Genomic DNA, 25348 nt, shown 5'->3' with positions numbered 1-25348 from the left:
CCGACGGGCCGAAGGGGGCATGCTGAGGCCATAAGACGCCGTAGGGGGCCAGCGGACGGGTCCATGGGGCGAGGTGCCGTGCGTGGCGAGGAGGGCTCATGTCCCCGATTCCGTCGCTCCCCAGCATCCCCAGCAGGGATGACGTGCTGCGTATGGCGCGCAGCACGACCGACATCACCGGCCAACTCCTCGACACGGCCGGGAACATCACCAGAATCGCCCTCAACACCTTCGACCCCCGGGACGGGTCGGGGGCGGAGGCGCTGCGTGTGCTCCGGGAGACCACGGCGGAGCTGGCGCAGGCGAGTGCGTCTCCGCAGGCGCAGGAGGCGTTCTACCGGATCGTGGACACGCTGACGCGGCTCGGAACGACCGGGGCGCCGCTCGCGGTGCATCCCGTGAGCCGGCCCGCGCAGGCGTTGCTGGCCGCGCTGGGGGACAGTCTGCTGCCGATCCTCGACGCGGTGGAGCCCGCGGTGCAGGAGGCGGCGGACGCGTTGGGGGACTTGCTGGAGGCGGGGTCGCCGTTGCTGCCCGCGGTGGCCGGGGCGGGGGCGGGGGCGTTGCTCGCCTTGACGCCGGTGATACGGGCGGTGGCGGACGTGTTGCGCGACTCCTCGCCCGAACTCCGGCGTATCGCCGATGCGTTGACTTCGACGCTGGCTCCGTTGCTGCCGCTGCAGGTGGCACTGGCCGAGCGGGCGGCCGCGGCGGGGGTGGGGGTGGTGCGGGCCGCGCTGCCGCCGCTCGCCGACCTCACGGAGGCGGCGGCGGCCACGACGGACGCGGTCCGGCCGGTGCTGATCGCCGGCGAGGAGTTCCTCGTCTCCGGCCTCGAACACCTACAGCCCCTGCTCCTGGCGTCGGCGTCACGGACGGGGCGGGTGGCTCGGGCGGTGGCGGTACGGGTCTCCGCGGCGGTGTCGCCTACGGCGGAACAGGGGCTTGTGGTGGCGGTGACGCCGACCTAGCCGAGTCGCCGCCTCCCGCCTTCGACCGCGGACCGGTGAGGCCGGGGGTTGCGCCCCCACATCCCCCGCCCGCCCGGATCCATTCGGCCGGGGACGGTGGGGGCTGGTCGCGCAGTTCCCCGCGCCCCTAAGAGCCTCGGGGCGTCCGGCGTTCGCAAGCGAAGGCCAAACACCGCACCCCGCCCACCCCGTCCCGCGCCATTCAGCCTGTCCGGCGATCGGGGACAGGGCCGAAGGCCGATGCCCCCCGGTCCACCCGCCCACCCCGGCCCGCATCAGTCAGCCCGTCCGGCGTGTGAGGACGAGGCCGTTCAGGCCGCTGCGGGGGTCCAGGGGGCGCAGCGCCCCTGGCGGGGTGGAAGGGGCGGAGCCCCTGGGGATGATGAGGGTGCCCCCTGCTCGAGCGAAGCCGAGAGCTTGGGGGAGGGTAGGGGCGGCGGGGGCGAGCCCCGGTAAAGTTTGGGTCATGCGTGATGTCGGGGCGGGGTTCGGTTATCTCATACAGGGCCAGCGATGGGTGGCACGGCACGGAAAGCAGTACGGGTTCGGACTGCTTCCCGGCCTGATCACCCTCGTGCTGTACGCGGCAGCGCTCGTCACCCTCGCTCTGTACGGCGAGGACTTCGTCACCTGGTCCACCCCTTTCGCCGACGACTGGTCCAGCCCCTGGCTGGGCCTCTTCCGCGGCTTCCTCACCGCCGTACTCTTCGCCCTCGCCCTCCTCCTCGCCGTCCTGACCTTCACCGCCGTCACCCTCCTCGTCGGCCAGCCCTTCTACGAGTCCCTCTCGGAGAAGGTCGACAGGGACGTCTCCCCGGAGGGCACGGCCCCGGAGTCCGGCCTCCCGCTCTGGCACGAGCTGTGGATCTCCGCGCGAGACAGCCTCCGCATCCTCGTGCGGGCCGCCGTCTGGGGCGTCCTCCTCTTCGCCCTCGGCTTCCTCCCGTTCATCGGCCAGACCGTCGTCCCCGTGATCGGCTTCTTCGTCACCGGCTTCTTCCTCACGGAGGAACTGACCGCGGTCGCCCTCCAGCGCCGAGGCGTCGACCTCCGCGACCGCCTCACCCTGCTCCGCTCCCGCAAGACGCTGGTCTGGGGCTTCGGCACCCCGCTGGGCCTCGCCTTCCTGGTCCCGTTCGTCGCCGTCTTCCTGATGCCGGGCGCGGTCGCGGGCGCCACACTGATGGCCCGCGACCTGCTGGACGAGGAAACGGACGACCCGGACGACGACCACGGCGGTCACGACAACCACGACGACCACGAACAACGCGCCGCCGCGTGACCGAGACCCTCGCCGTGGCCGTCGTCACGGTCCTCGCCCCTATCGCCCCGTCCCGCTGACGGCCACCGTCACGATCGCCCGCACCTGGGCGATGATGTCCAGCCGGTTCTGAACGAACTCGGGGTCCGTGACCGTCCCCGTCGCCGGGTCCGTGTTGCCCGTGCCGAACTGCAGTACGGGCGTGTGGACATGCCCGCCGGGCAGGCTGTCGTGCAGACCGAGGCGGTCGCGCAGCAGCGTCGCGCGGTAGGCGATCTCGTTGGAGAGATAGTCCCCGCCGCCCCCGGCACGCGCCGTCGAACCCGGGGTCGGCCCGTCGGTACGTACGACCGGATCGGTGCCGCCCGCCGGGATCTCGGTCACCGAGGTGTGGTCGTACACGGGGAAGCGGCCCGTGGGCGCGGCCACGATCCGCGCGTACGGGAGCGTCGTCGACGTCCACTGCGGCTGCGAGGCCGGGTCGGTGACGGGGATCGTCTCGGTGCGGGAGACGTTCTCGTTGTCCGGGAAGCCGCCCCGCCAGGCCCCGTTGGTCCGCTCCACGTCGAAACGCCCGACGCGGCCCTGGCTCACCGTGGTGAACAGATCCACCCGCGGGAGCTGGCGGCGCAGCGTCCGTTCCACCGTGCCCTGGGCGAAGTCCTGCCAGCGGACCGGGAACACGGCGGTCTCGATGCGCGCCGGGCCGTCCGCGGTCCGGATCGTCGTGCCGTCCAGGGCGAGGGCGGTGGCTCCGGACGGGTTGGAGATCCGGACGTCACGGTCCAGTGTGAACGGGTCGAACCCGGTGAGCAGAATCCGCTTCACGCCCTTGGCGTGCGGATAGCGGATGGTGTTCTCGCCGCGCGAGTTCTCCTCCAACTGGGCCAGCAGCCTGGCGCGTTGTGTGTCCGTGAGACCGAACTCCGGCTCCCACTGCCGCACTTCGCGCGTCATGCCCAGCCGCGCCCAGTACAGCGGCCGGTCGTCGTCCCGGCTCAGGTCGCCGCCCGCCGGGCCCCGCCCCTGCGCCCGGTCGACGGCCCGCTGCCACAGCCGCGCCCCCTGCCGTACGACGACACGCTCGGCCTGTCCGAACGAGCCCGCCCGCTCCAGCGCCCGCGCGAACCCGGGGGCCACCGTGTCGAATCCGGAGCGCCGCAGGATCTCCTGGGGAGCGGCCTGGTCGAGGCGCTGCTCCTCGACGGTGACGGGGGCCGCCGCTGCCGCCGACGCGCTGGGCGCCGCGGCCAGGCCGCCCACCAGGGCCAGTCCGAGTACGCCTGCTCCGAGCCGAACGCATATGTGAGTCAAGGGAGTTCATGCCTTCCGTCGCCGTGATGGGGATACCCCCCCCGGTCGAGCGAAGCCGAGAGCTTGGGGGAGCTGCCGGACGGCCGCAGTATCGCGTGACGGAGGGGACGTACGCCATGAGGTGTGGCACCGGCAGCCGAAGCGGCCGGGGTGGCTCGGGCGGCGGGTGGCTCAGGTGGGCAGGCGGGTCGCCGCCTCCCGCAGTGCCCCCAGGAACGCCCGCGCCGCCGGTCCCAGTGACCGGCCCCGCACCGTCGCCGCGTACACCGCCCGCGCCGGCGCCTCCTCGTCGCGCACCGCGAGCAGCGCGATGTCCGGGCGTACGGACTCGGCGGCGAGCGCCGGGACCAGGGTCACCCCGAGCCCGGCGGCGACGTACCCCTGCTTGGCCGTCCACTCGGCCACGACATGCGCGACGCGCGGCCGGAAACCGTGCCGCAGGGCCGCGTCCAGCAGGGTGCCCTCGGGGCGGGCGGAGCCGGATATCCAGTCTGCGTCGGCGAGTTGGGGGAGGCGGACGGAGGGCTCGGCGGCGAGCGGATGGTCGGCGGGGACGGCGACGTACAGGGACTCGTCGAGGAGGTGGTGCAGGGTGTACGGGTCCAGCGGGGCGCGGCCCGTCGTGGAGACGATCGCCAGGTCGAGGCCGCCCGCGGAGAGCCGCTCCAGGAGCACGGGCGTCAGGCCCTCCTCGCGGGTGAGCCGCACCCCCGGATGGCGCAGCCGGAACGCGGCGATGGCACGGGGTACGAGCGCGGCGTCGGCCGTGGCGAACGCGCCGAAGCGCAGCCGGCCGCCCGCGACCCGCCGCAGCGCGGCCAGTTCGCGGTTCGCGTCGTGCAGCCGCTCGACCACCGCCTCGGCGTGCGGCACGAGGAACCGCCCGGCCTCCGTCAGCCGTACGCCCCGGGGCAGCCGGTCGAAGAGCGGGGCTCCGCCGAGCGCCGACTCCAGCGAGGCGATCTGCCGGGACACCGCGGACTGCGTCCAGCCGAGGGCCCGCGCGGCCACCGTGAACGAGCCGTGTCGGGCGACCTCCAGGAAGACCCGCAGCCAGGTGGTGGAGAGGTCGGGTACGGCATGCGGGTTGGGCATGAGAGCCATGCTAGACATTCGCTTGTCGCATCACGTGGGCCCACCTAGCGTCGAGGCATGGAAAAGATCGCATTCCTCGGGCTCGGGCACATGGGCGCCGCGATGGCACGCCGCCTTCTCGCCGCGGGATTCCCGCTGACCGTCTGGAACCGCACCGCCGAGAAGGCCGAGCCGCTGGTCGCCGAGGGCGCCACCCTCGCCACGTCCCCGGCCGAGGCCGTACGGGGCGCGGACGTGGTGATCACCATGCTCGCCAACCCGGCCGCGCTCGACACGGTCGCGGACGCCATCGTGCCGGAGCTGCGCCGGGGCACCACCTGGGTGGAGATGTCGACCGTCGGCCCCGACGTGGTCAAGGACCTCGCCGCCCGGCTCGGGGAGGGCGTGACGTTCGTCGACGCGCCCGTGGCGGGCAGCACGGACAAGGCGGCCGCCGGGCAGCTCGGCATCCTCGCGGGCGGCGAGCTGACGGGCGTCGGGCACGTGCTCGTCCATATGGGCACCGTCACCCGCACCGGCCCGCTGGGCTCCGGCGCCGCGCTCAAGCTCATCGTCAACACGGCCCTGCTCGGCGGGGTCGCCCTCGTCGCCGAGACCATGGCCCTCGCGGACAAGCTCGGCATCGACGAGAAGGTGGCGCGCACCGCGCTCGCGAACGGCCCGCTCGGCGGCGCCGTCGGCCGCGCCTTCGCCGAGGACGTGCACTTCGCCACCGCGCTCGCCGCCAAGGACGTCGCCCTCGCCACGAAGGTCGCCGAACTCCCCGTACTCGAAGCGGTGTTGGAGCACTACAAGCGGGCCGCCGCCGATCCCGCCGTCGCCGGCGCGGACATCGCGACGGCCGTCGAACACATCCGCCGCTCCGCCTGAGAGGGCCTCCCATGCAGATCACGCTGGACAACCCGTCCTCGGCGCCGGGGCCGGCCAACGGCTACTACTCCCAGGTCGCCCGGGTCGAACTGCCGGGTGCGGGAGCCCTGTTGTACCTCTCCGGACAGGTCGCGGAGGGCGCCGACCTCACCGAACAGAGCCGCGGGGTCTTCGAGACCATCGACGCCCTGCTGGGGGCGCACGGGGCAGGCCTGGCGGACATCATCAACATCCGTACGTATCTGACGGACATCACCCGACTCCCCGCCTACGGTGCCGTACGTGCCCAGTACCTCACCGGTGCCCCGCCCACCAGCATGACTTTCGAGGTCTCCCGCCTCTTCAAGCCGGAGGCCCTGATCGAGATCGAGGTCGTGGCCGCCGTACCGGCCGTACCGGCTCCGCGTGACGCACACGGGCCGGAGTGATCCCTTCCGGGTGATACTGCCGCCCATGAAGGCAGTGAACCTGGGCGTCCTCTTCCTCATCGAACTCGGCGCCCTCGCGGCCGTCGGGTACTGGGGGTTCACCCGCGCCGCGGCGACGCCGCCGAGCTGGCTCGTCGGCCTGGGCGCCCCGGCCGTACTCATCACGCTGTGGGCGCTGTTCGGCTCGCAGAAGGCGTCGTACAAGACGCGCGGCGCGGTCCGCATCGGTTTCGAACTGCTCTGGTTCGGGGCCGGCGTGGCCGCGCTGGCCTTCGCCGGGGCCCACGGGTGGGCGATCGCCTTCGCCGCCGTCTGTGCGGTGAGCAAGACGCTGGCCGTGGTCTGGCACCAGTAGCGCAGGCGGTGGCGGAGGCGGAACGGTGGTGGTCGGGTTCAGTCCTCGCCGAGCAGCGCGAGGAAGTCCCGGAACGCGCCCGGCATGTCCACCGACTCCGGGTCCAGGAGCCACTGGAACTGGAGGCCGTCCATCACCGCCACCAGCAGCGGGGCGGTGCGCTCGGGCGTGAGCCCGTTCGGCAGCCGCTCCCCGTACTCGGCGCGCAGCACCGCCGCCATGCTCGCGCGCACCCGCGCGTACCGCTCGGTGAAGTACTCGCGCGCCGGGTGCCCCTCGGTGACGCTCTCGCCGAGCAGCGCCGAGAACGTCTGGATGATCCCGGGCCGCATGGCGTTGTACTCGACCAGTGAGGCGAGCAGGTCGACCCGCCACTGGGTGTCGGGCACGGCGTCCCACTGGTCCCGCTCCTCGAGCACCGCGACGAGCAGCGCGTCCTTCGTCGGGAAGTAGTGCAGCAGCCCCTGCTGGGTCAGCCCCACGCGTTCCGCGACCGACGCCATGCTCGCGCCCCGGTAGCCGCGCTCGGCGATCACCTCCAGGGCCGCCCGGACGATCTCGGCGCGCCGCTCCTCGCTTCTGGCCCTGGTGCTCATGGCGTCACCGTACGGCATGCGCACCCATGGACTATAACGAAGAAATAACGAAACCTACTGCTCTACAGGTACCGGATGCAGGATGGACGCGCAGAGCGGATTCAAGGGCTCACGGATTCGCGGGCTCACGGATTCGCGGGCTCACGGATTCGCGGATTCACGGACTCAATGAGGAGGCACCGCGATGGCGGGAACGCGCACACCGGCCGACGAGGCCCGCGAGGCGGTCGTCGAGGCGGCCCTCGGCAAGCTGGACCTGGACGCGAAGACGAGGCTGCTCGCCGGGCAGGACATGTGGTCGCTGCCCGCGCTGCCCGAGATCGGCCTCAAGCCCCTCGTCATGTCCGACGGCCCGATCGGCGTACGCGGTGTCCACTGGACCGCAGACGACCCGTCGATCGCGCTCCCCTCGCCGACCGCGCTCGCCGCCACCTGGGACCCGGCCCTCGCGCGCCGGGCGGGCGCCCTGCTCGCCCAGGAGGCCCGCCGCAAGCAGGTCCACGTCCTCCTCGCGCCCACCGTCAACCTGCACCGCTCTCCGCTCGGCGGCCGCCACTTCGAGGCGTACAGCGAGGACCCGTACCTGACCGGCGAGATCGGCTCCGGCTATGTCCAGGGCGTCCAGTCGGGCGGCGTCGGCACCACCGTCAAGCACTTCGTCGCCAACGACGCCGAGACCGAGCGCTTCACGGTGAACAACCTGCTCTCCGAACGCGCCCTGCGCGAGCTGTACCTGGCCCCCTTCGAGGCCATCGTCGCCCAGGCCCACCCCTGGGGCATCATGACCGCCTACAACACGGTCAACGGCACCACGATGACCGAGCACCACCACCTCGTGAACGAGATCCTGCGCGGCGAGTGGGGCTTCGACGGCTTCAACGTCTCCGACTGGACCGCCGCCCGCGCCACGGCCGGCGCCATCGAGGGCGGTCTCGACGTCGCCATGCCCGGCCCCCGGACCGTGTACGGGGAGGCGCTCGCCGCCGCCGTCCGCGCGGGCGGGGTCGAGGAGGCCAAGGTCGACGAGGCCGTCCGCAACGTCCTGCGGCTCGCCGCCCGCGTCGGCGTCCTGGAGGGCGCCGAGCCGGTCGTCACCGAACCGCCCGCGACGGTGGACGGCGAGGCCCTGGCCCGCGAGATCGCCCGCCGCTCCTTCGTCCTCGTGCGCAACCAAGGGGCTCTTCCGCTCGGGGGAGGGCGCGGGGAAGGGCACGGCGAAGCGCGCGGCGAAGGGCACAAGGTCGCCCTGATCGGCGCCGCCGCCCGCGACGCCCGCATCCTCGGCGGCGGCTCCGCCACCGTCTTCCCCGCCCGGGTCGTCCCGCCCCTCGACGGCCTCACCGCCGTCCTCCCCGAGGGCAGCCTCACGTACGCCGTCGGCGCCGACCCGAACGAGGAACTCGCCGTCGCCGACAGGGGGTTCACCCTGCGGGCCGTCTGCCGCGACCGGGACGGCGCGGTCATCGGCACCGGCTCGGCCCCCAACGGCCAGATCCAGTGGATGGGTGACGACCTCCCCGAAGGCGTCACCCACGCCACCCTCCACAGCGTCGAACTGACCGGCACCTTCACCCCGCGCGAGAGCGGCACCCACACCCTCGGCATCAAGGGCCTCGGCGCGTTCACGCTCACCGTCGACGGCACGGTCCACTTCGACGACATCCAGCGCGGCACGAAGGACGACCCCTTCGAGGCGTTCTTCGGCGCCCCCGTCGAGCGCGCCCAGGTGGATCTCGTCGCCGGTGAGACGTACGAGGTGGCGCTGCGGCACGTCATCGTCGTCCCCGAGGGCGCGCCGCTGAAGGTGGTCGGCTTCGCACTCGCCCACCAGGACCCGCGCCGCGACCCCGACGAACTCATCGCCGAGGCCGTCGATGCCGCCCGCGCCGCCGACACCGCCGTCGTGGTGGTCGCCACCACCGACCGCGTCGAGTCCGAGGGCTTCGACCGCAAGGACCTCCGGCTGCCCGGCCGTCAGGACGAGCTGGTGCACGCCGTCGCCGCCGCCAACCCGAACACCGTCGTGGTCGTCAACGCCGGCTCCCCGGTCGAGCTGCCGTGGCGCGAGGAGGTCGCGGCCGTACTGCTCGGCTGGTTCCCCGGCCAGGAGGGCGGCGCCGCCCTCGCCGACGTCCTCACCGGCGCCCACGAGCCCGGCGGCCGGCTGCCCACCACCTGGGGTTCCCTCACGGCCGCCCCGGTCACCCAGGTGGTCCCGGCCGACGGCGAACTCCCGTACACCGAGGGCGTGTTCATCGGCTACCGCGCCTGGGAGAAGGAGGGCAGGACCCCCTCGTACGCCTTCGGACACGGCCTCGGCTACACCGACTGGACGTACGAGTCGATCGAGCTCGGCGACGGCGACGGCGGTGCCGGTTCCGGTGTCGACGCCGGTTCGGGTGCCGGTTCCGATTCGGGTACGACGACGGTCACGGTCCGCGTCCGCAACTCCGGTGCGCGGGCCGGGCGCGAGGTCGTCCAGGTCTATCTGGCGCCCGTCGAGGCCGACGCCGGGCGTCCGGCCCGGTGGCTCGCCGCCTTCGCGGGCGTCGAGGCGGGCCCCGGCGAGAGCGTCGACGTCGTCCTCGTACTCCCGCGCCGGGCCTTCGAGGTCTGGGACGAGAGCACCGGAGCCTGGGTGTTTGTGAAGGGTTCGTACGAGATTGCTGCGGGTCGCTCGATCGTCGACCGTCGGGTCGCGGCGACGATTAACGTCTGACGTGGGACGAGTCCACCCCGAGCAGCCCCGGTCCGGAACCTGACATCCGGATCGGGGCTCGTCGGTTCTCGGCCACCTGTGGCAGACTCGCGGGCCGGAACACGCCGGTTCGGGGGAGAACAACGCATGTACCCAGGTCAACAACCAGGCCCGTACCCACCGCGGGGGCCCTATCAGGGGCAGCAGCCCTACTACCCGCCCCCGCAGCAGGTCCCGTACCCGCCTCCGTACCAGCAGCAGCCCCAGGCCCCCCAACAGCACCTGGGCGAGGGCGAGATGCGGCTGGACCCCCACCTCACCCCCGACCAGCGACAGCTGGTGCTGCGCATCCAGCAGCAGGCGAAGACATACGCGTACGGCTTCGTCCTCGGCATCCCGCTGACCTTCGGCGGCGCCCACTACGGCATCACGCGGACACCGGTCGGCTTCGCGGCCACGGCCGTCGGACTGGTCGCCGTGGCCGTCGGCCTCTTCGCCATGACACGGATGCGGGCCCTCAAGCAGCAGCTGCGCCTGATCACCCCGGACGCCTGGCGCTCCCCGGCCGCGCATCTGCCGGGCGCCCGCAAGGCCGCCACCCTCGCCGCGTACCTCAACGGCGTACTCGTCCTGCTGTCCCTCGGCGCCGCGGGCTATCTGCTCTACAAGGGCGCCGGATGGGGCGCGTACGGCAACTCGTTCGGCTTCGGTGCCCTGGTGCTCGGCGCGTTCATCCCGTTCGGCATGGGCATCGCCGCGGCCACGACGATCCCGCAGCTGCTGCGGGTGATCCCGGCCGGCGCCAAGGTCGGCCGGAGCCTGTACTCCATCATCATGGTGCTGGCCACCACCGTGCTCGTGGAGGGGATCAAGGGCAAGTCCCCGCTCCCCGCGCTGGTCGGGGCCGTGGTGGTCGCGGTCTGCCTCGGCGCGATGACCCTGCTGGGCAGAGCCACCAAGCGGATGCGCGGCGAGAGCGTCTGACGGCCGGTCGCCGGTCGCCGGTCGTCGGCTACTGGTCGCGGACGCCGAACCCGTACACGGTCTCCGACCGGTACACCCCGCCCGGCCGCAGTTCCGTGCTCGGGAACTCGGGCCGGTTGGGGGAGTCGGGGAAGTGCTGGGTCTCCAGCGCGACGCCGTCCCCGGGGGCGAAGGGGTCGCTCAGGTGCTCCGCGGTGTACAGCTGGAGCCCGGGTTCGGTGGTCGCGACCGTCAGCGTCCGCCCGGAGGACGGGTCGTGCAGCTCGGCGACCTCGACGGCGGTCTGCGTGAGCCCCTTGTCGAGGACGAGGTTGTGGTCGTAGCCGGCGCCGACCTTCCGCGCCGTACGGAAGTCGAACCGCGTCCCGTCGACGGCGTCCAGCGCCCCGGTGGGGATCAGATCGGCGTCCACCGACGTCAAGCGCGAGGCGTCCAGGCGGAGTTCGTGGCCGCCGGCGTTGCCCATACCGGCCAGGTTCCAGTACGTGTGGTTCGTCAGGTTCACCACGGTCGGCGCGTCCGTGACCGCCTCGTACGCGATCCCCAGCGCGCCCGCCTCGTCCAGCGTGTACGTCGCCGAGGCCTCCAGGCGGCCCGGGAAGCCCTCCTCGCCGTGCGGGGAGACCCGGGTCAGGCGCAGCCCGTGATCGACCGGTTCCGCGTCCCACACCCGCTTGTCGAAGCCGCGCTCCCCGCCGTGCAGGGAGTTGGGCGGGTTGTTCTGCGCCAGGTGATAGGTGTGGCCGTCGAGCAGGAAGCGGCCCCCGGCGATCCGGTTCGCGTACCGCCCGACGAGCGCCCCGAAGTACGGCCCCGTGTGCGTCAGATAGCCGTCGAGGTCGGGGAACCCCAGTACCACGTCCGCGCGCACCCCGTCCCGGTCCGGGACCTCGACCGACTGGACGATCCCGCCGTACGTCAGGATCCGCACCCGCACCCCGGCACGCTCCAGCGTCCAGCGGTGGATCGGGGTGCCGTCGGGAAGGGTTCCGAAGAATTCGCAGTGCATGATCGAAAGCCTAGGCCAAGGATCCGAACGGCAGGTCCTAGCTCACCGGCCTCGTCGCCGTCACCACCCGATAGGCCATCTCCGCGAGCCGCGCCTGCCCGTCCCTGCTCGGGTGGAACCAGTCCCAGTGGCTCAGCTGGTCCGTGCCGAAGCGGTAGTCGAAGACCGCGCCCCCGTCGAAGCGGCAGTGCCGGTCCTTGGCGCACACCTCCTTCAGGACCTGGTTGTACGCCTCCACCCGGTCCTGCACCGTCGTGCGTCGCCGCATCGCCGTCGTGGTCAGGGAGTCCGCGTCGCCCAGCATCGAGGGGCAGATACCCAGCTTCCAGATCTGCTTGCCCAGCGGGTTGCTCCGCCCCTCGGACCACAGCCGCTTCAGATCCGGCACGCTCGACACGTACACCTGGGTCTTGGGCAGCGCCTTGCGCAGCGTGTCCATGGCGTCCTCGAACTCGGCGCGGAACTCGGCGACGGGGGTCATCGCCGACACCGACGAGCGGCAGGCGTCGTTCGCGCCCGCCATCACGGTCACCAGCTCCGGCTTGTTCGTGACGGCCTGTGCCATCTGGTCGGGGAGATCCGCCATCCGGGCACCGGTCACCGCGTAGTTCCAGCTGCGCTCGGCGGCCCCGGCCTGCCCGAGCAGCCGCACGGCGAGGCTCTTGACCTTCGTGTCGCTGCCGGTGGCCCAGGACACCTCCGGACAGTCGGACAGCACGGTGCACGCGTCGAAGCCGCGGGTGATGGAGTCCCCGACGGCGGCCATCGACGTCGGGCTGCGGTCCCAGGTGGGGGTCGGCTTCGGGAACGCCTTGGCCGTCGTGCCCCGGGGCGCCGGGGAGTTGTCACCGACGGCGTCGCAGCCGGCGACGGCGACGCCCAGGAGAGCCGCCGACACGAGGGCGAGGGCGGCCCGAGAACGGTGACTCCTGTGACGCATCCCCTGGTCCCCTCGTTCGTCAAGCACGATTGCTCAGCACCATTGCTCAGCACCCATGCGACACGGTTGGCCGACACCCCGCAGTACGCGACCGGTCGCACCGCGTCCCCTTGGGTGAAACCTCAATGTTTCTGGGCGCTGGGACCGACGGTACGTCACACTCCTTGCGCCGCCGCACGGTAGCCTCGCCACGTGGCCGCCCTGCCACTGCCTTTCCGCTAAGTTACAAGATGTCTCGCTCTGTCCGGAGGCCCCAGTGACGACACGTGGAGTTCTCTACGTGCACTCCGCGCCCCGCGCGCTGTGCCCGCACGTCGAGTGGGCGGTCGCGGGCGTGCTCGGTACCCGCGTCAACCTCGACTGGATCCGGCAGCCCGCCTCGCCGGGCACCTGGAGATCCGAGTTCTCCTGGAAGGGCGAGGTGGGCACCGCCTCCAAGCTGGCCTCCGCGCTGCGCGGCTGGCAGATGCTGCGCTTCGAGGTCACCGCCGAGCCCTGCCCCACAGCCGAGGGCGAGCGCTACAGCTGCACCCCCGAACTGGGCATCTTCCACGCCGTCACCGGAATCCACGGCGACATCCTGATCCCCGAGGACCGTCTGCGCGCCGCCCTCCTGCGCTCCCAGCGCGGCGAGAGCGACCTGGAGTCCGACCTCGCCAAACTCCTGGGCAAGCCCTGGGACGACGAACTGGAACCCTTCCGCTACGCGGGCGAGGGCGCCCCGGTCCGCTGGCTCCACCAGGTGGTCTGACCTGAGAAACGGGCGTGAGGGGACGCTTTTGGGGGCGCGAGGCTGTGACATATGCGGCTCCGCCGCGTGGGCGTGACCGGCCCCCACCGCCCCGCACCCGACGAACAAGCACATGTGGCCCGGACTCCGACAGGGAGTCCGGGCCACACGCCGGTTCAGTACACCTACGGCCGAATTCAGATCGTACGGAACGCCAGCACCACGTTGTGCCCACCGAACCCGAACGAGTCGTTCAGGGCGGCAATGCGGCCCTCGACAGGCAGCTTGCGAGCCTCCCCGCGCACGATGTCGGCGTTCGCCTCGGCCTCGGGGTCGAGGTTCTCGACGTTGATGGTCGGCGGAGCGATCCGGTTGTACAGCGCCAGTACCGACGCCACCGACTCCACACCCCCCGCGCCACCGAGGAGATGACCGGTCATCGACTTGGTCGCAGAGACCGCCATGTGGTCGGCGTCGTCACCGAAGACCTTGCGCAACGCCTTCAGTTCCGCCACGTCACCGGCGGGCGTCGAGGTCGCGTGCGCGTTCACGTGCACGATCTCGGCCGGGTCCAGGTCGGTGTTGTCGAGCAGGTTCTGCAGGGCGTGGGAGATGCCACGCCCCTCCGGCTCCGGCTGCACGATGTCGTGGCCGTCGGCGGAGATGCCCTGGCCGACCGCCTCCGCGTACACCCGGGCCCCGCGCTTGGCGGCGTGCTCGGCGGACTCCAGGACGAGGACGCCGGCGCCCTCACCGAGGACGAAGCCGTCACGCGCGACGTCGTAGGGGCGCGAGGCGCCCTGCGGGTCGTCGTTGTTCTTGGACATCGCCATCATGTTGCCGAACGCGGCGATGGGCAGCGGGTGGATCGCCGCCTCCGTACCACCGGCGACGACGACGTCGGCGCGCCCGGTGCGGATCATCTCGATGGCGTAGCCGATGGCCTCGGCGCCCGAGGCGCAAGCGGAGACCGGGGTGTGCACGCCGGCGCGGGCGCCGACGAGCAGACCCACGTTGGCGGACGGGCCGTTCGGCATGAGCATGGGAACGGTGTGCGGGGAGACGCGGCGGACGCCCTTCTCCTTCAGCACGTCGTACTGGTCGAGCAGCGTCGTCACGCCACCGATGCCGGAGGCGATGACGGTGCCGAGCCGGTCCGGGTCGACGGAGGCGTCGTCGCCGGCCTTGTCGGTGAAACCGGCGTCGGCCCAGGCTTCCTTGGCGGCGATCAGGGCGAACTGCGCCGAGCGGTCGAGACGGCGGGCCTGCGGGCGGGGGATGACCTCGCCCGGCTCCACGGCGATCTGCGCCGCGATTCGGACCGCCTGGTCGGCGGCCCAGTCCTGCTCCAGGGCGCGGACACCGGACTTGCCGGCGACGAGGCCCTCCCAGGTAGAGGCTGCGCCGCCACCCAGCGGTGTGGTTGCGCCGATACCGGTGACGACCACGGTGCGATTGGTCGAGCTCACGGGAATTCTTTCTCCAAATACGAGGATTCAGCGGCGCCACCGCCGGGTGGCGGGGCAACGGACTGATCGGTGGACCGGGCCGGGCGAACCGGGCCCGATCGCTGGATCAGGCCTGGTGCTTGAGGATGTAGTCGGTCGCGTCGCCGACGGTCTTGAGGTTCTTGACGTCGTCGTCCGGGATCTTGACGTCGAAGCGCTCTTCGGCGGCGACGACGACCTCGACCATGGACAGCGAGTCGACGTCCAGGTCGTCGGTGAAGGACTTGTCCAGCTGGACGTCCTCGGTGGGGATCCCGGCGATCTCGTTCACGATCTCGGCGAGACCTTCGACGATCTCTTCCTGAGTGGCGGCCATGTCAGGCGCTCCTTCGGTGTGTATCCAGAGAGGGTTGGCGGTATTCCGTACGGACCGGATGATCCGGTACGGAGTGCCTAGGGGAGAGTAACGACCGTCGCGGCGTACACGAGACCCGCCCCGAAGCCGATGACGAGCGCGGTGTCGCCGCTCTTCGCCTCGCCGGTCGCCAGAAGCCGCTCCATCGCGAGCGGGATCGAGGCGGCCGAGGTGTTGCCGGTGGTGCGTACGTCACGCGCGACCGTGACGTGCTGCGGCAGTTTCAACGTCTTCACCATCGAGTCGATGATCCGCTCGTTGGCCTGGTGGGGAATGAAGACGTCCAGGTCGTCCGCGGTGATTCCGGCCGCGTCCAGCGCCTGCTGGGCGACCTTCGCCATCTCGAACACGGCCCAGCGGAACACCGCCTGGCCCTCCTGCGTGATCGCAGGGAACTTGACCTCGCCCTTGGAGTCGAGCGGAAGCTCCGACACGTCGCCGATGCGGAAACGGTCCCACGGCACGGTCTGCTTGATCGTGCCGGCCTTGTCGCCCTCGCTGCCCCACACGGTCGGGCCGATGTGCGGCTCCTCGGAGGGGCCCACGACGACCGCGCCCGCGCCGTCACCGAACAGGAAGGCCGTCGCACGGTCCTCCAGGTCGGTCAGGTCGGACAGCCGCTCCACGCCGATGACGAGGACGTACTCCGCCGAACCTTCGACGATCATGCCCTTGGCGAGCGTGAGGCCGTAGCCGAAGCCCGCGCAGCCGGCCGAGATGTCGAAGGCGGCGGCCTTCTGCGTGCCGAGCTTGTCGGCGATCTCCGTAGCGACGGCCGGAGTCTGGCTGAAGTGCGAGACGGTCGAGACGACCACGGCGCCGATCTGGTCGGCGTTGATCCCGGCGTCGGCGATGGCCTTGCCGGACGCCTCGATCGACATCGCGGCGACGGTCTCCTCGTCGGAGGCCCAGTGCCGGGTCTCGATGCCGGAGCGCGAGCGGATCCACTCGTCGGAGGAGTCGATCGTCTCGAGGATCACCTCGTTCGGCACGACCCGGACGGGACGGTAGCCGCCCACACCCAGGATCCGCGCGTACGGGGCGCCCTTGCTGGGCCTGATCTTCGACATGCTCTGTCGGCTCCTTTAGGCGGAGGCGTGCTCGGCGATGAGCTCGCGAGCCGCGTCGAGGTCGTCGGGGGTCTTCAGCGCCAGGGTCTTCACACCCGGCAGCGCGCGCTTGGCGAGCCCGGTCAGGGTGCCGCCCGGGCAGACCTCGATCAGCGCGGTCGCGCCGAGCTCCTGGAAGGTCTCCATGCACAGGTCCCAGCGGACCGGGTTCGCGACCTGGCCGACCAGTCGCTGCACGACCTCGGCGCCGGTCGTGACGGCCTTGCCGTCCTTGTTCGAGACGTACGCGATCTTCGGGTCCACGGGGCTCAGGGCCTCGGCGGCTCGTGCCAGGGTCTCGACCGCGGGTGCCATGTGGTGCGTGTGGAACGCGCCCGCGACCTTCAGGGCCACCACGCGGCGGACGCCCTCGGGCTTGTCCGCCTCCAGGGCGGCCAGCTGCTCCAGCGTGCCGGCGGCCACGATCTGGCCCCCACCGTTCACGTTCGCCGGGGTCAGACCGAGCTTCTCCAGGTGCGGGACCGTGGTCTCGGGGTCCCCGCCGAGCAGCGCCGACATACCGGTCTCGGTGATCGCGGCGGCCTCGGCCATCGCCAGACCCCGGGTGCGCACGAGCGTCAGCGCGGCCGTGGCGTCGAGCACGCCCGCGAACGCGGCGGCGGTGATCTCTCCGACGCTGTGACCGGCGACGGCACCGGGGCCGAGCTCGGCGACGTCACCGAGCGCGGCGGCGGAGAGGAGACCGGCGGCGACCAGGAGCGGCTGCGCGACAGCCGTGTCCCGGATCTCGTCCGCGTCTGCCTGGGTGCCGTAGCGGGCAAGGTCGAGCCCGATGGCGTCCGACCACGCGGCGAGGCGGTCGGCGGCACCGGGGAGATCGAGCCAAGGGGTCAGGAAGCCAGGCGTCTGAGCGCCCTGGCCGGGAGCGACGAGTACGAGCACTCTCACACTCTCTCTTGTGGACGGCCACGGCCGCCCGTGGGGACAGGGACGAAGAACACGAAGGGGAATTGTAGAGCCCCGACAAAAGCCTAGGCTTGAGGATCCCCATCGGCCAGACGCCCCAGGATCAGCGCGATCCGCAGTGTGAACGCGGATCGTACATCCGAAGGCGACCAACCGGTGACGTCAGTCACACGTCGGAGCCGGTAGCGCACGGTGTTGGGGTGAACGAAGAGCATCCGGGCCGCGCCTTCGAGACTGCTCGCCTGTTCCAGATAGACACTGAGCGTTTCCAGCAGCGCGGAGCCGGCTTCTTCAAGTGGTCTGTAGATCTCCTCCACCAGTTGCTCGCGCGCCGAGGGGTCTCCGGCGATCGCGCGCTCCGGCAGCAGATCGTCCGCCAGAACCGGGCGCGGGGCGTCCTGCCAGGCGAAACACGCCTTCAGCCCGGCGGCTGCGGCCTGCGCGGAGCGGGTCGCGGCGAGCAGATCGGGCACGATCGGCCCCGCGACGACGGGCCCGGCGGCATACGGCCCGATCAACGCCTTCGCGACCCCGAGCGGGTTGTTGTTACCCCCCGCGATGACCACGAGCCGGTCCCCGAGCACACCGGTGAGCACCTGCAGCTTGGCGTGCCGGGCCGCCCGCCGGATCGCCTCGACCGTCAGCTCGCTGTCACCGTCGGGCGCCGTACCCAGCACCACGCAGACATGTTCGGGCGAGTTCCACCCGAGGGCGGCGGCCCGGCTGACGGCACCCTCGTCGGCCTCGCCGGAGAGCACGGCGTTCACGACGAGCGATTCGAGGCGGGCGTCCCAGGCGCCCCGGGCCTCGGCGGCCTGCGCGTACACCTGGGCGGTGGCGAAGGCGATCTCCCGGGCGTACACGAGCAGCGCCTCGCGCAGTACGGACTCGTCGCCCGGGGCGGCGACCTCGTCGATCGCGCTCTCCATGACCTCGATGGTCGTGCGCACCATCTCCACGGTCTGCCGCAGGGTGATCGCCCTGGTCAGCTCGCGTGGCGCGGTCCCGAACACATCGGTGGAGATGGCCTGCGGGGCGTTCGGGTGCCGGAACCACTCGGTGAAGGCCGCGATACCGGCCTGAGCGACGAGCCCGATCCAGGAACGGTTCTCCGGTGGCATGGCCCGGTACCACGGCAGCGTCTCGTCCATCCGCGCGATGGCCTGGGCGGCGAGACTGCCGGAGGACTTCTCCAGCCGCTTCAGGGTCGCGGAGTGCGCGTGGATGTCGTGCGCTGGGCGCTCGGTGTTGCTGGATTCGGGTTCGGGCACGGGACAAGACTGCCTTATCAGGACGGAGGCGTGCGGCGGCGGGTCGCAAGTAGGCGGGGGGAGGGCCTGGGGCGGGGCTACGGTGTCCGTTGTGACGGACGTACGGCGACGACGGCGGAACGAGCGGATCTGATGGACGTACGGCGCGCGGACGAGCGCTACCACGGAGGTGACCCGGACGCCGGGATCACCTCCTTCCACGCCTTCTCCTTCGGACCGCACTACGACCCCGACAACCTCCGCTTCGGTGCGGTGATCGCCTGCAACGAGGAGTGGCTCGCGCCCGGCGCCGGCTTCGACGAGCACCCGCACAGTCACACCGAGATCGTCACGTGGGTGGTGGAGGGGGAGCTGACCCATCGCGACTCGGCGGGCCACGAGTCGGTGGTCCGCCCCGGAGACGTCCAGCGCCTCAGCTCCGCGGGCGGCGTCCGCCACGTGGAACGCAACGACGGCTCGGTCCCCCTCGCCTTCGTCCAGATGTGGCTGGCCCCGCTGTCACCCGGCGGCGAACCGTCCTACGAAGTCGTCCACGGCATCGCCGACTCCACGCCGTACGCCGTCCCCGAGGCCGGGGCGATGCTTCATGTGCGGAGGCTGGCGGCGGGGGAGCGGACGGCGGTGCCGGACGCCGGGTTCGTGTACGTCCATGTAGTGCGGGGCGAAGTGCTCCTGGACGGCGAGGAGTTGGGCCCCGGCGACGCGGCCCGCATCACCGAGGCCAAGGACCTGGAAGCGGTGGCGGGAGCCCCCGCGGAGCTGTTGCTGTGGGAGATGACCCCCTCGACCTGAAACTCCGGCCGGCCCGAGGCTTTCCGGGGCGCGGGGAACTGTGCGACCGGTCCCCGCCCACCCGCAGCCGAAGAACCGGTGGGATCAGGCTCGTAGGGCTGTCACCACGGCATCCGTGAACGGGGGCCAGGACTCGACCGCCCAGGGGCCGAACGCGCGGTCCGTGAGGGCGACGCACGCCGCGCCCGCCACCGGGTCGATCCACAGGAACGTACCGGACTGCCCGAAGTGACCGAAGGTCCGCGGGGAGGAGGAAACGCCCGTCCAGTGGGGGACTTGGAGTCGCGGATCTCGAAGCCGAGCCCCCAGTCGTTGGGGTTCTGGTGGCCGTACCCGGGCAGCACCCCCTTCGTACCGGGGTACTGGACGGTCATGGCCTCCAGGACCGTACGCGGATCGAGCAGCCGCGGCGCCTGCACCTCGGCGGCGAAACGCACCAGGTCCGCCACCGTCGACACCCCGTCCCTCGCGGGCGAGCCGTCCAGCGACGTCCTCGTCATCCCCAGCGGCCCCAGCACCGCCTGCCGCAGATACTCCCCGAAGGGGATGTCGGTCGCCTTGGCGACATGGTCCCCGAGCACCTCGAACCCGGCGTTGGAGTACAACCGCCGCTCCCCGGGTGTGGACGTCACCCGGTGCTCGTCGAACGCGAGCCCGGAGGTGTGCGCGAGGAGATGACGAACCGTCGACCCGGCAGGACCGGCGGGCTCGTCGAGCTCGATCGCCCCCTCCTCGTACGCGACGAGCGCGGCGTAGGCGGCCAGCGGCTTGGTGACCGAGGCGAGGGCGAAACGCTGATCGACGGGACCGTGCGACCCGAGCACCGCACCGTCCGCGCGGACGACGGCCGCGGCCGCCGTGGGAACGGGCCAGTTCTCGATCGACGCCAGGCTGCTCTGCAAAGACATGCCTACGAGCCTAAGCGGCTCACAGTTGCAGCCGCATCGACGGGTCGGCCTTGCGGACGAATCCGAGCGAGGCGTACAGCGGCTCGGCCGCGGCGGACGCGTTGAGGTCGACCTGGCGGACGTTCCGTTCGCGGAACCAGTCGAGGAGCGTGTCCATGCACGCCCGCGCGTACCCCCGCCGCCGCGCGTCCGGATCGGTCGCGACGCTGAAGACGTGCCCGACCGCGCCGTGCGGATTGCCCGCGCGCCCGATCCGGTACTCGATCGTCCCCGCGACGAGCGCCGCGAGAGCGCCGGGACGGTCGGGGTGGTCCACGACGAAGGCCACGAAGTCCCCGTCGAGGTCGGCGAGCCTGCCACGTATGGTCGGAAGGGACTGGGCGTGCCACTCGGTGGACGAGGGGCCGGCGGAGGCGAAGACCGAGTCGATCATCACCTGGCGCAGTCGCAGCACTTCCTCGGCGTCCTCGGGCACGGCACGGCGTACGAGACTCATGATCCGCACGGTAGTCAGGGTGCCCCGCGCACGTCTCCGTATTTTCGGCGGGCACCCGTCGGACGTCGCCGGGCGGGTTCTCCCCGAATCCGCTTGCTTCGAGTGCACTCGAAGGTTTTAGCGTGGAGGTCATGACGGTGATGGAGACCACGGCCGAGGCAGCCGAGACCGGCACCAGTACGCGTACCCGGGACTGCGCCGCCCCGCCCCATCGGCACCGGCGCCCGGACGGCCAGGACAACTACACGATCAGCGAGGTCGTCGCCTTCACCGGCCTCACCGCGCACACCCTGCGCTGGTACGAGCGGATCGGTCTGATGCCGCACATCGACCGCTCGCACACCGGTCAGCGCCGCTACAGCAACCGCGACCTGGACTGGCTCGACCTCGTCGGCAAGCTCCGGCTGACCGGAATGCCGGTCGCCGACATGGTCCGGTACGCGGAGCTGGTGCGCGAGGGGGACGACACGTACATCGCGCGCTTCGAGCTCCTGGAGGCGACCCGCCGCGACGTCAAGGCGCGGATCGCCGAGCTCCAGGACACCCTGGCGGTCCTCGACCACAAGATCAGTTTCTACGCGGACGCCGGGCGTGCCCTGGCGTCGGAGAGGTCCCGATGACGGACAGCAGGATCGCGAACGTGGAGCTGGGCACCGGCGGCCCCGAGGTCGGCGTACAGGGCCTCGGCTGCATGGGCATGAGCGCCGCGTACGGGCCCACGGACGCCGGCGAGGCCCGGGCCACCCTGGAACGGGCCCTGGAACTGGGCGTCACACTCTTCGACACGGCCGACGTGTACGGCCTGGGGGAGAACGAGAAGTTCATCTCGCCCTTCGTCAGGGCGCACCGCGACGAAGTCGTCCTCGCCACGAAGTTCGGCATCTTCCGTGATCCCGCCGAGCCGACGAAGCGGACCATCCGCAACGACACGCCGTACATCCGCCGGGCCGTCGAGGGGAGCCTGCGGCGGCTGGACGTCGAGGTCATCGACCTCTACTACATGCACCGCCGTGACGTGAACATTCCCATCGAGGAGACCGTCGCCGCGATGGCCGAGCTGGTGCGCGAGGGCAAGGTCAAGCACCTCGGGCTGAGCGAGGTCACCGGCGGGGAGCTGCGCGCCGCACACGCCGTGCACCCGATCGCGGCCGTGCAGTCGGAGTGGTCGCTGTTCAGCCGGGACATCGAGGCGGGCGTGGTGCCTGCGGTCCGTGAACTGGGCGTCGCTCTGGTGCCGTACTCGCCGCTCGGGCGCGGCTTCCTCACCGGTTCGTTCGTCCACGCCGAGGATCTGACCTCGGACGACTTCCGCCGTACGATGCCGCGTTTCACCGGCGACAACGCGGCCGCCAACGCCGCGCTGCTGGAGCCGGTGCGTGCGGTCGCCGAGGCGCACGGGGCGTCGCCGGGGCAGATCGCGCTGGCCTGGGTGCAGCACCAGGCGTCGTCGCTCGGGTTGCCGGTGGTGCCGATCCCGGGCACGACGAGGCGCAGCCGGGTCGAGGAGAACACCGCGGCCACGCGGATCGTCCTGACGGAGGACGAGTTGGCGGTGCTGGAGCCGATCGCCTCGAAGGTGGCCGGGGAGCGGTACGCGGACATGTCGTTCGCGTCGGCGGGGCGGGAGTAGAGCTCTGCGGGGCGGGAGCAGAGCCGCGCCCCGCAGACGACATCAGAGCTCGGCCAGCAGTTCCGCCTTCTTCGTCGTGAACTCCTCGTCCGTGACGAGGCCCGCCTGGTGGAGTTCGCCGAGGTGGCGGATGCGGTCGGCGATGTCGGCCGGGTCGCGGCGGGGAGCCGCGGTCGCCGGGGTGGGACCCGAGGCCCGTACGGCCGCGAGGACCGAGGCGGCGAACGGGAGAGACTCGTGGACGGGGCCGTAACCGAGGCCGAAGACGACCGCCGCCGGGTCCTGGTCCGCCTGGGCGGGCTGTGCGGTGGCGGGCTCGCGCCGCAGGAGCCGCAGATGGCCCTCGAAGACCTCGGGGGAGCGCCACTCGACCCCGCTGAGGCCGGTGACCGGGAAGCTCTGGTCGCCGGCCTTCCACTTGGCGGAGGACGCGCCCGTCCAGAACCAGCGGAAGGACACCGCCTTGCCGTCGAAGGAGGCCTTCCCGTCGTACGCCTTGAAGTGGAGCGGCGCCTCGGGCGGCGCGACGAGGTAGCGCTCGGGCGGTTCGGCGTCCTCGGTGAGCGCGGCGCGCAGCTCGTCCGCGTAGTACTCGGCGAGGGTCTCCCGGTCGGCCGGCAGCACCAGCCGATAGGGGTCGCCCCCCTCCTTCAGCTGTCCTGCGGCCGCCTCCATCAACGGATCCGCGCCCGCTCGCGGCACGGCGTGCAGGACGACCGTTCCGCGCTTGCCCGGTGTCAGTGTGACCCCCGCTATCGCCTCCAGGGGGATACGCCGTTCGCCGAGCGCCTGGAACAACTTCGGCGTACGGATCCCCCGTTCGAAGCGGATGAGCACGGAGTCGGACTCGAACTCCCAGGCGGCATGAAATCCGGCCAGTACGTCACCCATGCGGGCCATCGTAAGCGGCTCGCACGTCTGCGTCGCCTCCCTGGGCGAACCGCAGTTTTTCGACCTCTACGCGCGTCCCGCCGCCGGGGTGTCGGACAAACCCTGTCGGCACGCGTCATCCTCGTGTGCGCACTGCACCGCCTGGTACGCGCCAATGCCGATCTCGGCGAAGTTGCGCAGGCTCTCGGTGCCCGGCTCGAAATAGCCTCCGTGGCCGTTCGCGCCCCGCGCGGACAGCACCCGGGCCCCGAACGCCTTCGACACCGGGTCGGCGCCGTGTCCGAGCCCGCCGAATTCGAGGTAGGGCACGTCCTGGATCCAGTCTCCGGAGTCCCGCATCGCCCAGACCCGGGCCGTGGTGTGCAGCGAGGACGCATTCTGGGCCCGCATGCCGGGGCTGCCGGCGACCGCTATGTCGGAGACCCGGGAGGGCAGGGTGTGGGCGGCGAGACCGCACAGCACGGAGCCGTAGCTGTGGCAGTAGAGCGCGACGGGCGCACGGCCGGGCAGGGCGCGCAGCAGCGCGTTCAGCCGGATCGCGCCCTCCTCGGCGCGGCTGCCGGTGGCGGCGTCCATGCCGAGTCCGCTGGGCGTGGTGTAGTCGGCCCAGGCGATCACGGCCGTACGGGCCTGGGGGGCGGCGGCGTGCTCGGCCCCGTACAGGGCCTGCGCCATGCCGACCGGCGCCGAGTACTTCTTGTTGGTGCGCTGGAACGTGAGCAGATCGGTGTCGACGCCCGGCACCACGATGGAGATCCGCTCGGCCCGGTCGAGGTTTCCGAAGACCTCGGCGACCCGGCCCGAACCCATGGGGTCGAAGGCGAGGAAGTCGCGCCCCTTCTGCAGCATCGCCTCGTAGCGGTGCATACGGCGCCCGGCCTGCTGCTGTCCCAGGGACGAGAGCTGGTTGTCGTGCATGCGCTTCTTCTCGACCTCGCGCTGCTGGTCGATGGCGACGCGGTTGGCCTCGTAGCGCAGGGTCACGGGCGCGCCGTTCATGTTGCCGACCGCGAGCGGATAGCGGTGGGCGAGACGGGTGCGCTCGTGGACGTCGAGGGACGCGAAGAAGCGGGCGAGGCGGCTCGGCGTGGTGTCCGGGTCAGGCAGTCGCTGTCCGGCGACGCTGCCGTGCTCCCACGCGGAGCGGGACGACTGGAGAGGGGTTGCCCCTCGATGGCCCTGGAGTGCGGTCCAGCCACTGGTGGCCAGCATCACGAACACCACGGCCAGCGCGAGCAGTGCGCGCCAGACGTTCAGTTGGGGGGATGAGTCGAAGGAAGTCACTGAGAGGACACCCTAGGAGAAGGTTGGCGCCTCCCGTTAAACGAGTGACTGGTATCACGTTTCTGGCAGGGTAATTGGGGCAAACCGGGTTCAGTTTCAGATAAATAGTGACGCTGTGTGCGCGGAGTTGATCGTTCCGTGCGTCGCTCCAGACGCCATTCCGCACGCCGTTGCGTACGTCACTCCGCGCGCCACTTCTCCGCCAACGCGGGCCCCACCTGGTCGAGGTAAGCGGTGGTCAACTCGCGGATCGCCGGGATGCTGTGGTCGGCCCCCTCGCTCCACAGGCGGCCCGTGATCCGCATCACTCCGCCGAACACGGCCACCGCGACGCGCGGTCTCGGGTCCGCGTCCACGTCGAGTCCCTCGCGCTCGGCGATGACCCGCGCGATCTCCTCCTCCAGTTCCGCCGAGCGGCGCAGATAGGCGGCGAGGAGGGCGGGTGTCGACTCGATCAACTGGTAGGCGCGCATGTGCAGTTCGAGCGGCACGACGGACTCGATCGACTCGCCGATGGTGTCCCAGCCCTCCAGGACGGCGCGGCGCAGCGCCTCCAACGGGGCTTCCTGGGGCGGGCGTTCGCGTACGGCGTCGAGGAAGCGCGCCTCCGCGACCCCCTGGGTGAACAGGGCGACCTCCTCCTTGCCCGCGAAGTACCGGAAGAAGGTGCGCTGCGAGACGTCGACGGCCTCGGCGATCTCGTCGACGGTCGTCCGCTCGTAACCCTGGGTGGTGAACAGTTCGAGGGCGGCCCGCAGCAGCGCCTCCCGGGTGCGCTGCTTCTTGCGCTCGCGCAGGCTCGCCGGGGGCGACGTCTGGGCGGCTGTCGTCTCCATGAGGTCCTCTTCTGTTCTTTCAGCCCAGCTCAGCGTACTGGTGGGTGACGTGACAGTTACCGACTTGTGAATTGGTTTGTCAACTGTCAG

The 25348-nt window shown here is 71.5% G+C and carries 25 protein-coding genes and 1 pseudogene; 11 read left to right on the top strand and 15 right to left on the bottom strand.

The features are described 5' to 3' along the window. Positions 1-98 precede the first annotated feature (98 nt). Both AAFF41_RS16695 and AAFF41_RS16690 read left to right on the top strand, forming a co-directional pair. Positions 99-971 carry a hypothetical protein gene (locus AAFF41_RS16695; RefSeq protein WP_343324146.1) on the top strand — a complete coding sequence of 291 codons (873 nt, stop codon included), beginning with the start codon at positions 99-101 and terminating at the stop codon, positions 969-971. A 466-nt stretch (positions 972-1437) separates the two neighbouring features. Beyond that, entirely contained in the window at positions 1438-2253 is an 816-nt protein-coding gene (locus AAFF41_RS16690) for an EI24 domain-containing protein (RefSeq protein WP_319743928.1), read from the top strand. Between the two features lie 39 nt (positions 2254-2292). On the opposite strand, the gene AAFF41_RS16685 is transcribed toward AAFF41_RS16690, so the two are convergent. Further along, on the bottom strand, positions 2293-3546 hold the full coding sequence (locus AAFF41_RS16685) for a pyroglutamyl-peptidase I (protein WP_343324145.1): 1254 nt from the start codon (positions 3544-3546) through the stop codon (positions 2293-2295). 171 nt (positions 3547-3717) lie between these two features. Continuing rightward, positions 3718-4650 carry a LysR family transcriptional regulator gene (locus tag AAFF41_RS16680; protein ID WP_415925811.1) on the bottom strand — a complete coding sequence of 311 codons (933 nt, stop codon included), beginning with the start codon at positions 4648-4650 and terminating at the stop codon, positions 3718-3720. 48 nt (positions 4651-4698) lie between these two features. On the opposite strand from AAFF41_RS16680, the gene AAFF41_RS16675 reads away from it, so the two are divergent. Genes AAFF41_RS16675 through AAFF41_RS16665 form a run of 3 tightly spaced genes read left to right on the top strand, consistent with a single transcriptional unit; the run spans position 4699 to position 6294 of the window. After that, positions 4699-5511 carry an NAD(P)-dependent oxidoreductase gene (locus AAFF41_RS16675; RefSeq protein ID WP_319743921.1) on the top strand — a complete coding sequence of 271 codons (813 nt, stop codon included), beginning with the start codon at positions 4699-4701 and terminating at the stop codon, positions 5509-5511. An 11-nt stretch (positions 5512-5522) separates the two neighbouring features. Further along, positions 5523-5939, top strand: a complete 417-nt coding sequence (locus tag AAFF41_RS16670; protein ID WP_343324144.1) for a RidA family protein — start codon at positions 5523-5525, stop codon at positions 5937-5939. A 25-nt stretch (positions 5940-5964) separates the two neighbouring features. Next, positions 5965-6294 (top strand): YrdB family protein, encoded by a 330-nt coding sequence (locus tag AAFF41_RS16665; protein WP_343324143.1) that lies wholly within the window; start codon positions 5965-5967, stop codon positions 6292-6294. A 38-nt stretch (positions 6295-6332) separates the two neighbouring features. Here AAFF41_RS16665 and AAFF41_RS16660 read toward each other — a convergent pair whose 3' ends face one another. Beyond that, positions 6333-6908, bottom strand: a complete 576-nt coding sequence (locus AAFF41_RS16660) for a TetR/AcrR family transcriptional regulator (RefSeq protein ID WP_099922862.1) — start codon at positions 6906-6908, stop codon at positions 6333-6335. A gap of 166 nt (positions 6909-7074) precedes the next feature. Between AAFF41_RS16660 and AAFF41_RS16655 the strand changes: the two genes are divergently transcribed. Next, positions 7075-9609: a glycoside hydrolase family 3 protein gene (locus AAFF41_RS16655; protein WP_319743915.1), complete on the top strand. Its 2535-nt coding sequence runs from the start codon at positions 7075-7077 to the stop codon at positions 9607-9609. Positions 9610-9735: 126 nt separating this feature from the next. After that, positions 9736-10572 (top strand): hypothetical protein, encoded by an 837-nt coding sequence (locus AAFF41_RS16650; RefSeq protein WP_343324142.1) that lies wholly within the window; start codon positions 9736-9738, stop codon positions 10570-10572. Between the two features lie 28 nt (positions 10573-10600). Here AAFF41_RS16650 and AAFF41_RS16645 read toward each other — a convergent pair whose 3' ends face one another. Further along, positions 10601-11581 (bottom strand): aldose epimerase family protein, encoded by a 981-nt coding sequence (locus AAFF41_RS16645; RefSeq protein ID WP_319743911.1) that lies wholly within the window; start codon positions 11579-11581, stop codon positions 10601-10603. Positions 11582-11618: 37 nt separating this feature from the next. Then, positions 11619-12521 carry an SGNH/GDSL hydrolase family protein gene (locus AAFF41_RS16640; protein WP_343324141.1) on the bottom strand — a complete coding sequence of 301 codons (903 nt, stop codon included), beginning with the start codon at positions 12519-12521 and terminating at the stop codon, positions 11619-11621. Positions 12522-12777: 256 nt separating this feature from the next. On the opposite strand from AAFF41_RS16640, the gene AAFF41_RS16635 reads away from it, so the two are divergent. Further along, on the top strand, positions 12778-13272 hold the full coding sequence (locus AAFF41_RS16635; protein ID WP_054231012.1) for a DUF3145 domain-containing protein: 495 nt from the start codon (positions 12778-12780) through the stop codon (positions 13270-13272). A gap of 176 nt (positions 13273-13448) precedes the next feature. On the opposite strand, the gene AAFF41_RS16630 is transcribed toward AAFF41_RS16635, so the two are convergent. From AAFF41_RS16630 to fasR, 5 genes are all read right to left on the bottom strand, one after another. Continuing rightward, the gene (locus AAFF41_RS16630; protein WP_343324140.1) at positions 13449-14720 is read right to left on the bottom strand and encodes a beta-ketoacyl-[acyl-carrier-protein] synthase family protein; all 1272 of its coding nucleotides are present in this window, start codon (positions 14718-14720) and stop codon (positions 13449-13451) included. Between the two features lie 106 nt (positions 14721-14826). Further along, complete coding sequence (locus AAFF41_RS16625) at positions 14827-15075, bottom strand: acyl carrier protein (protein ID WP_028800941.1); 249 nt, start codon at positions 15073-15075, stop codon at positions 14827-14829. A 77-nt stretch (positions 15076-15152) separates the two neighbouring features. Continuing rightward, positions 15153-16184 (bottom strand): ketoacyl-ACP synthase III, encoded by a 1032-nt coding sequence (locus tag AAFF41_RS16620; protein ID WP_319743907.1) that lies wholly within the window; start codon positions 16182-16184, stop codon positions 15153-15155. A gap of 15 nt (positions 16185-16199) precedes the next feature. After that, complete coding sequence (locus tag AAFF41_RS16615; RefSeq protein WP_319744512.1) at positions 16200-17126, bottom strand: ACP S-malonyltransferase; 927 nt, start codon at positions 17124-17126, stop codon at positions 16200-16202. 89 nt (positions 17127-17215) lie between these two features. Next, the gene (gene fasR / locus AAFF41_RS16610; RefSeq protein ID WP_319743905.1) at positions 17216-18421 is read right to left on the bottom strand and encodes a fatty acid biosynthesis transcriptional regulator FasR; all 1206 of its coding nucleotides are present in this window, start codon (positions 18419-18421) and stop codon (positions 17216-17218) included. Between the two features lie 132 nt (positions 18422-18553). Here fasR and AAFF41_RS16605 point away from each other — a divergent pair, with 132 nt between their 5' ends. Beyond that, positions 18554-19213 (top strand): pirin family protein, encoded by a 660-nt coding sequence (locus AAFF41_RS16605; protein ID WP_099922868.1) that lies wholly within the window; start codon positions 18554-18556, stop codon positions 19211-19213. 84 nt (positions 19214-19297) lie between these two features. On the opposite strand, the pseudogene AAFF41_RS16600 reads toward AAFF41_RS16605, so the two are convergent. Next, positions 19298-20121, bottom strand: a pseudogene (locus tag AAFF41_RS16600) (serine hydrolase domain-containing protein). Between the two features lie 19 nt (positions 20122-20140). Further along, entirely contained in the window at positions 20141-20617 is a 477-nt protein-coding gene (locus AAFF41_RS16595; RefSeq protein ID WP_319743901.1) for a GNAT family N-acetyltransferase, read from the bottom strand. Positions 20618-20748: 131 nt separating this feature from the next. On the opposite strand from AAFF41_RS16595, the gene AAFF41_RS16590 reads away from it, so the two are divergent. Together AAFF41_RS16590 and AAFF41_RS16585 are read left to right on the top strand one after the other, a co-directional pair. Next, positions 20749-21237, top strand: coding sequence for a MerR family transcriptional regulator (locus AAFF41_RS16590; protein WP_101408168.1), 489 nt, complete (start codon positions 20749-20751; stop codon positions 21235-21237). Beyond that, positions 21234-22247, top strand: a complete 1014-nt coding sequence (locus AAFF41_RS16585) for an aldo/keto reductase (protein WP_343324139.1) — start codon at positions 21234-21236, stop codon at positions 22245-22247. Before AAFF41_RS16590 ends, AAFF41_RS16585 begins: the two co-directional genes overlap by 4 nt. Before the next feature lie 42 nt (positions 22248-22289). Here the strand turns inward: AAFF41_RS16585 and AAFF41_RS16580 are convergent, their stop codons facing one another. From AAFF41_RS16580 to AAFF41_RS16570, 3 genes are all read right to left on the bottom strand, one after another. Then, entirely contained in the window at positions 22290-23138 is an 849-nt protein-coding gene (locus AAFF41_RS16580) for a DUF4429 domain-containing protein (protein WP_054231050.1), read from the bottom strand. A gap of 66 nt (positions 23139-23204) precedes the next feature. Next, positions 23205-24422, bottom strand: coding sequence for an alpha/beta hydrolase (locus tag AAFF41_RS16575; protein ID WP_343324138.1), 1218 nt, complete (start codon positions 24420-24422; stop codon positions 23205-23207). 179 nt (positions 24423-24601) lie between these two features. Next, positions 24602-25258, bottom strand: a complete 657-nt coding sequence (locus AAFF41_RS16570) for a TetR family transcriptional regulator (protein WP_060896032.1) — start codon at positions 25256-25258, stop codon at positions 24602-24604. Positions 25259-25348 lie beyond the last annotated feature (90 nt).

It is taken from the genome of Streptomyces mirabilis, from assembly GCF_039503195.1.
Taxonomy (GTDB): domain Bacteria; phylum Actinomycetota; class Actinomycetes; order Streptomycetales; family Streptomycetaceae; genus Streptomyces; species Streptomyces mirabilis_D.
Note: the sequence above shows the minus strand (reverse complement) of the source record. Positions and strands in the feature narration are given on the sequence as shown.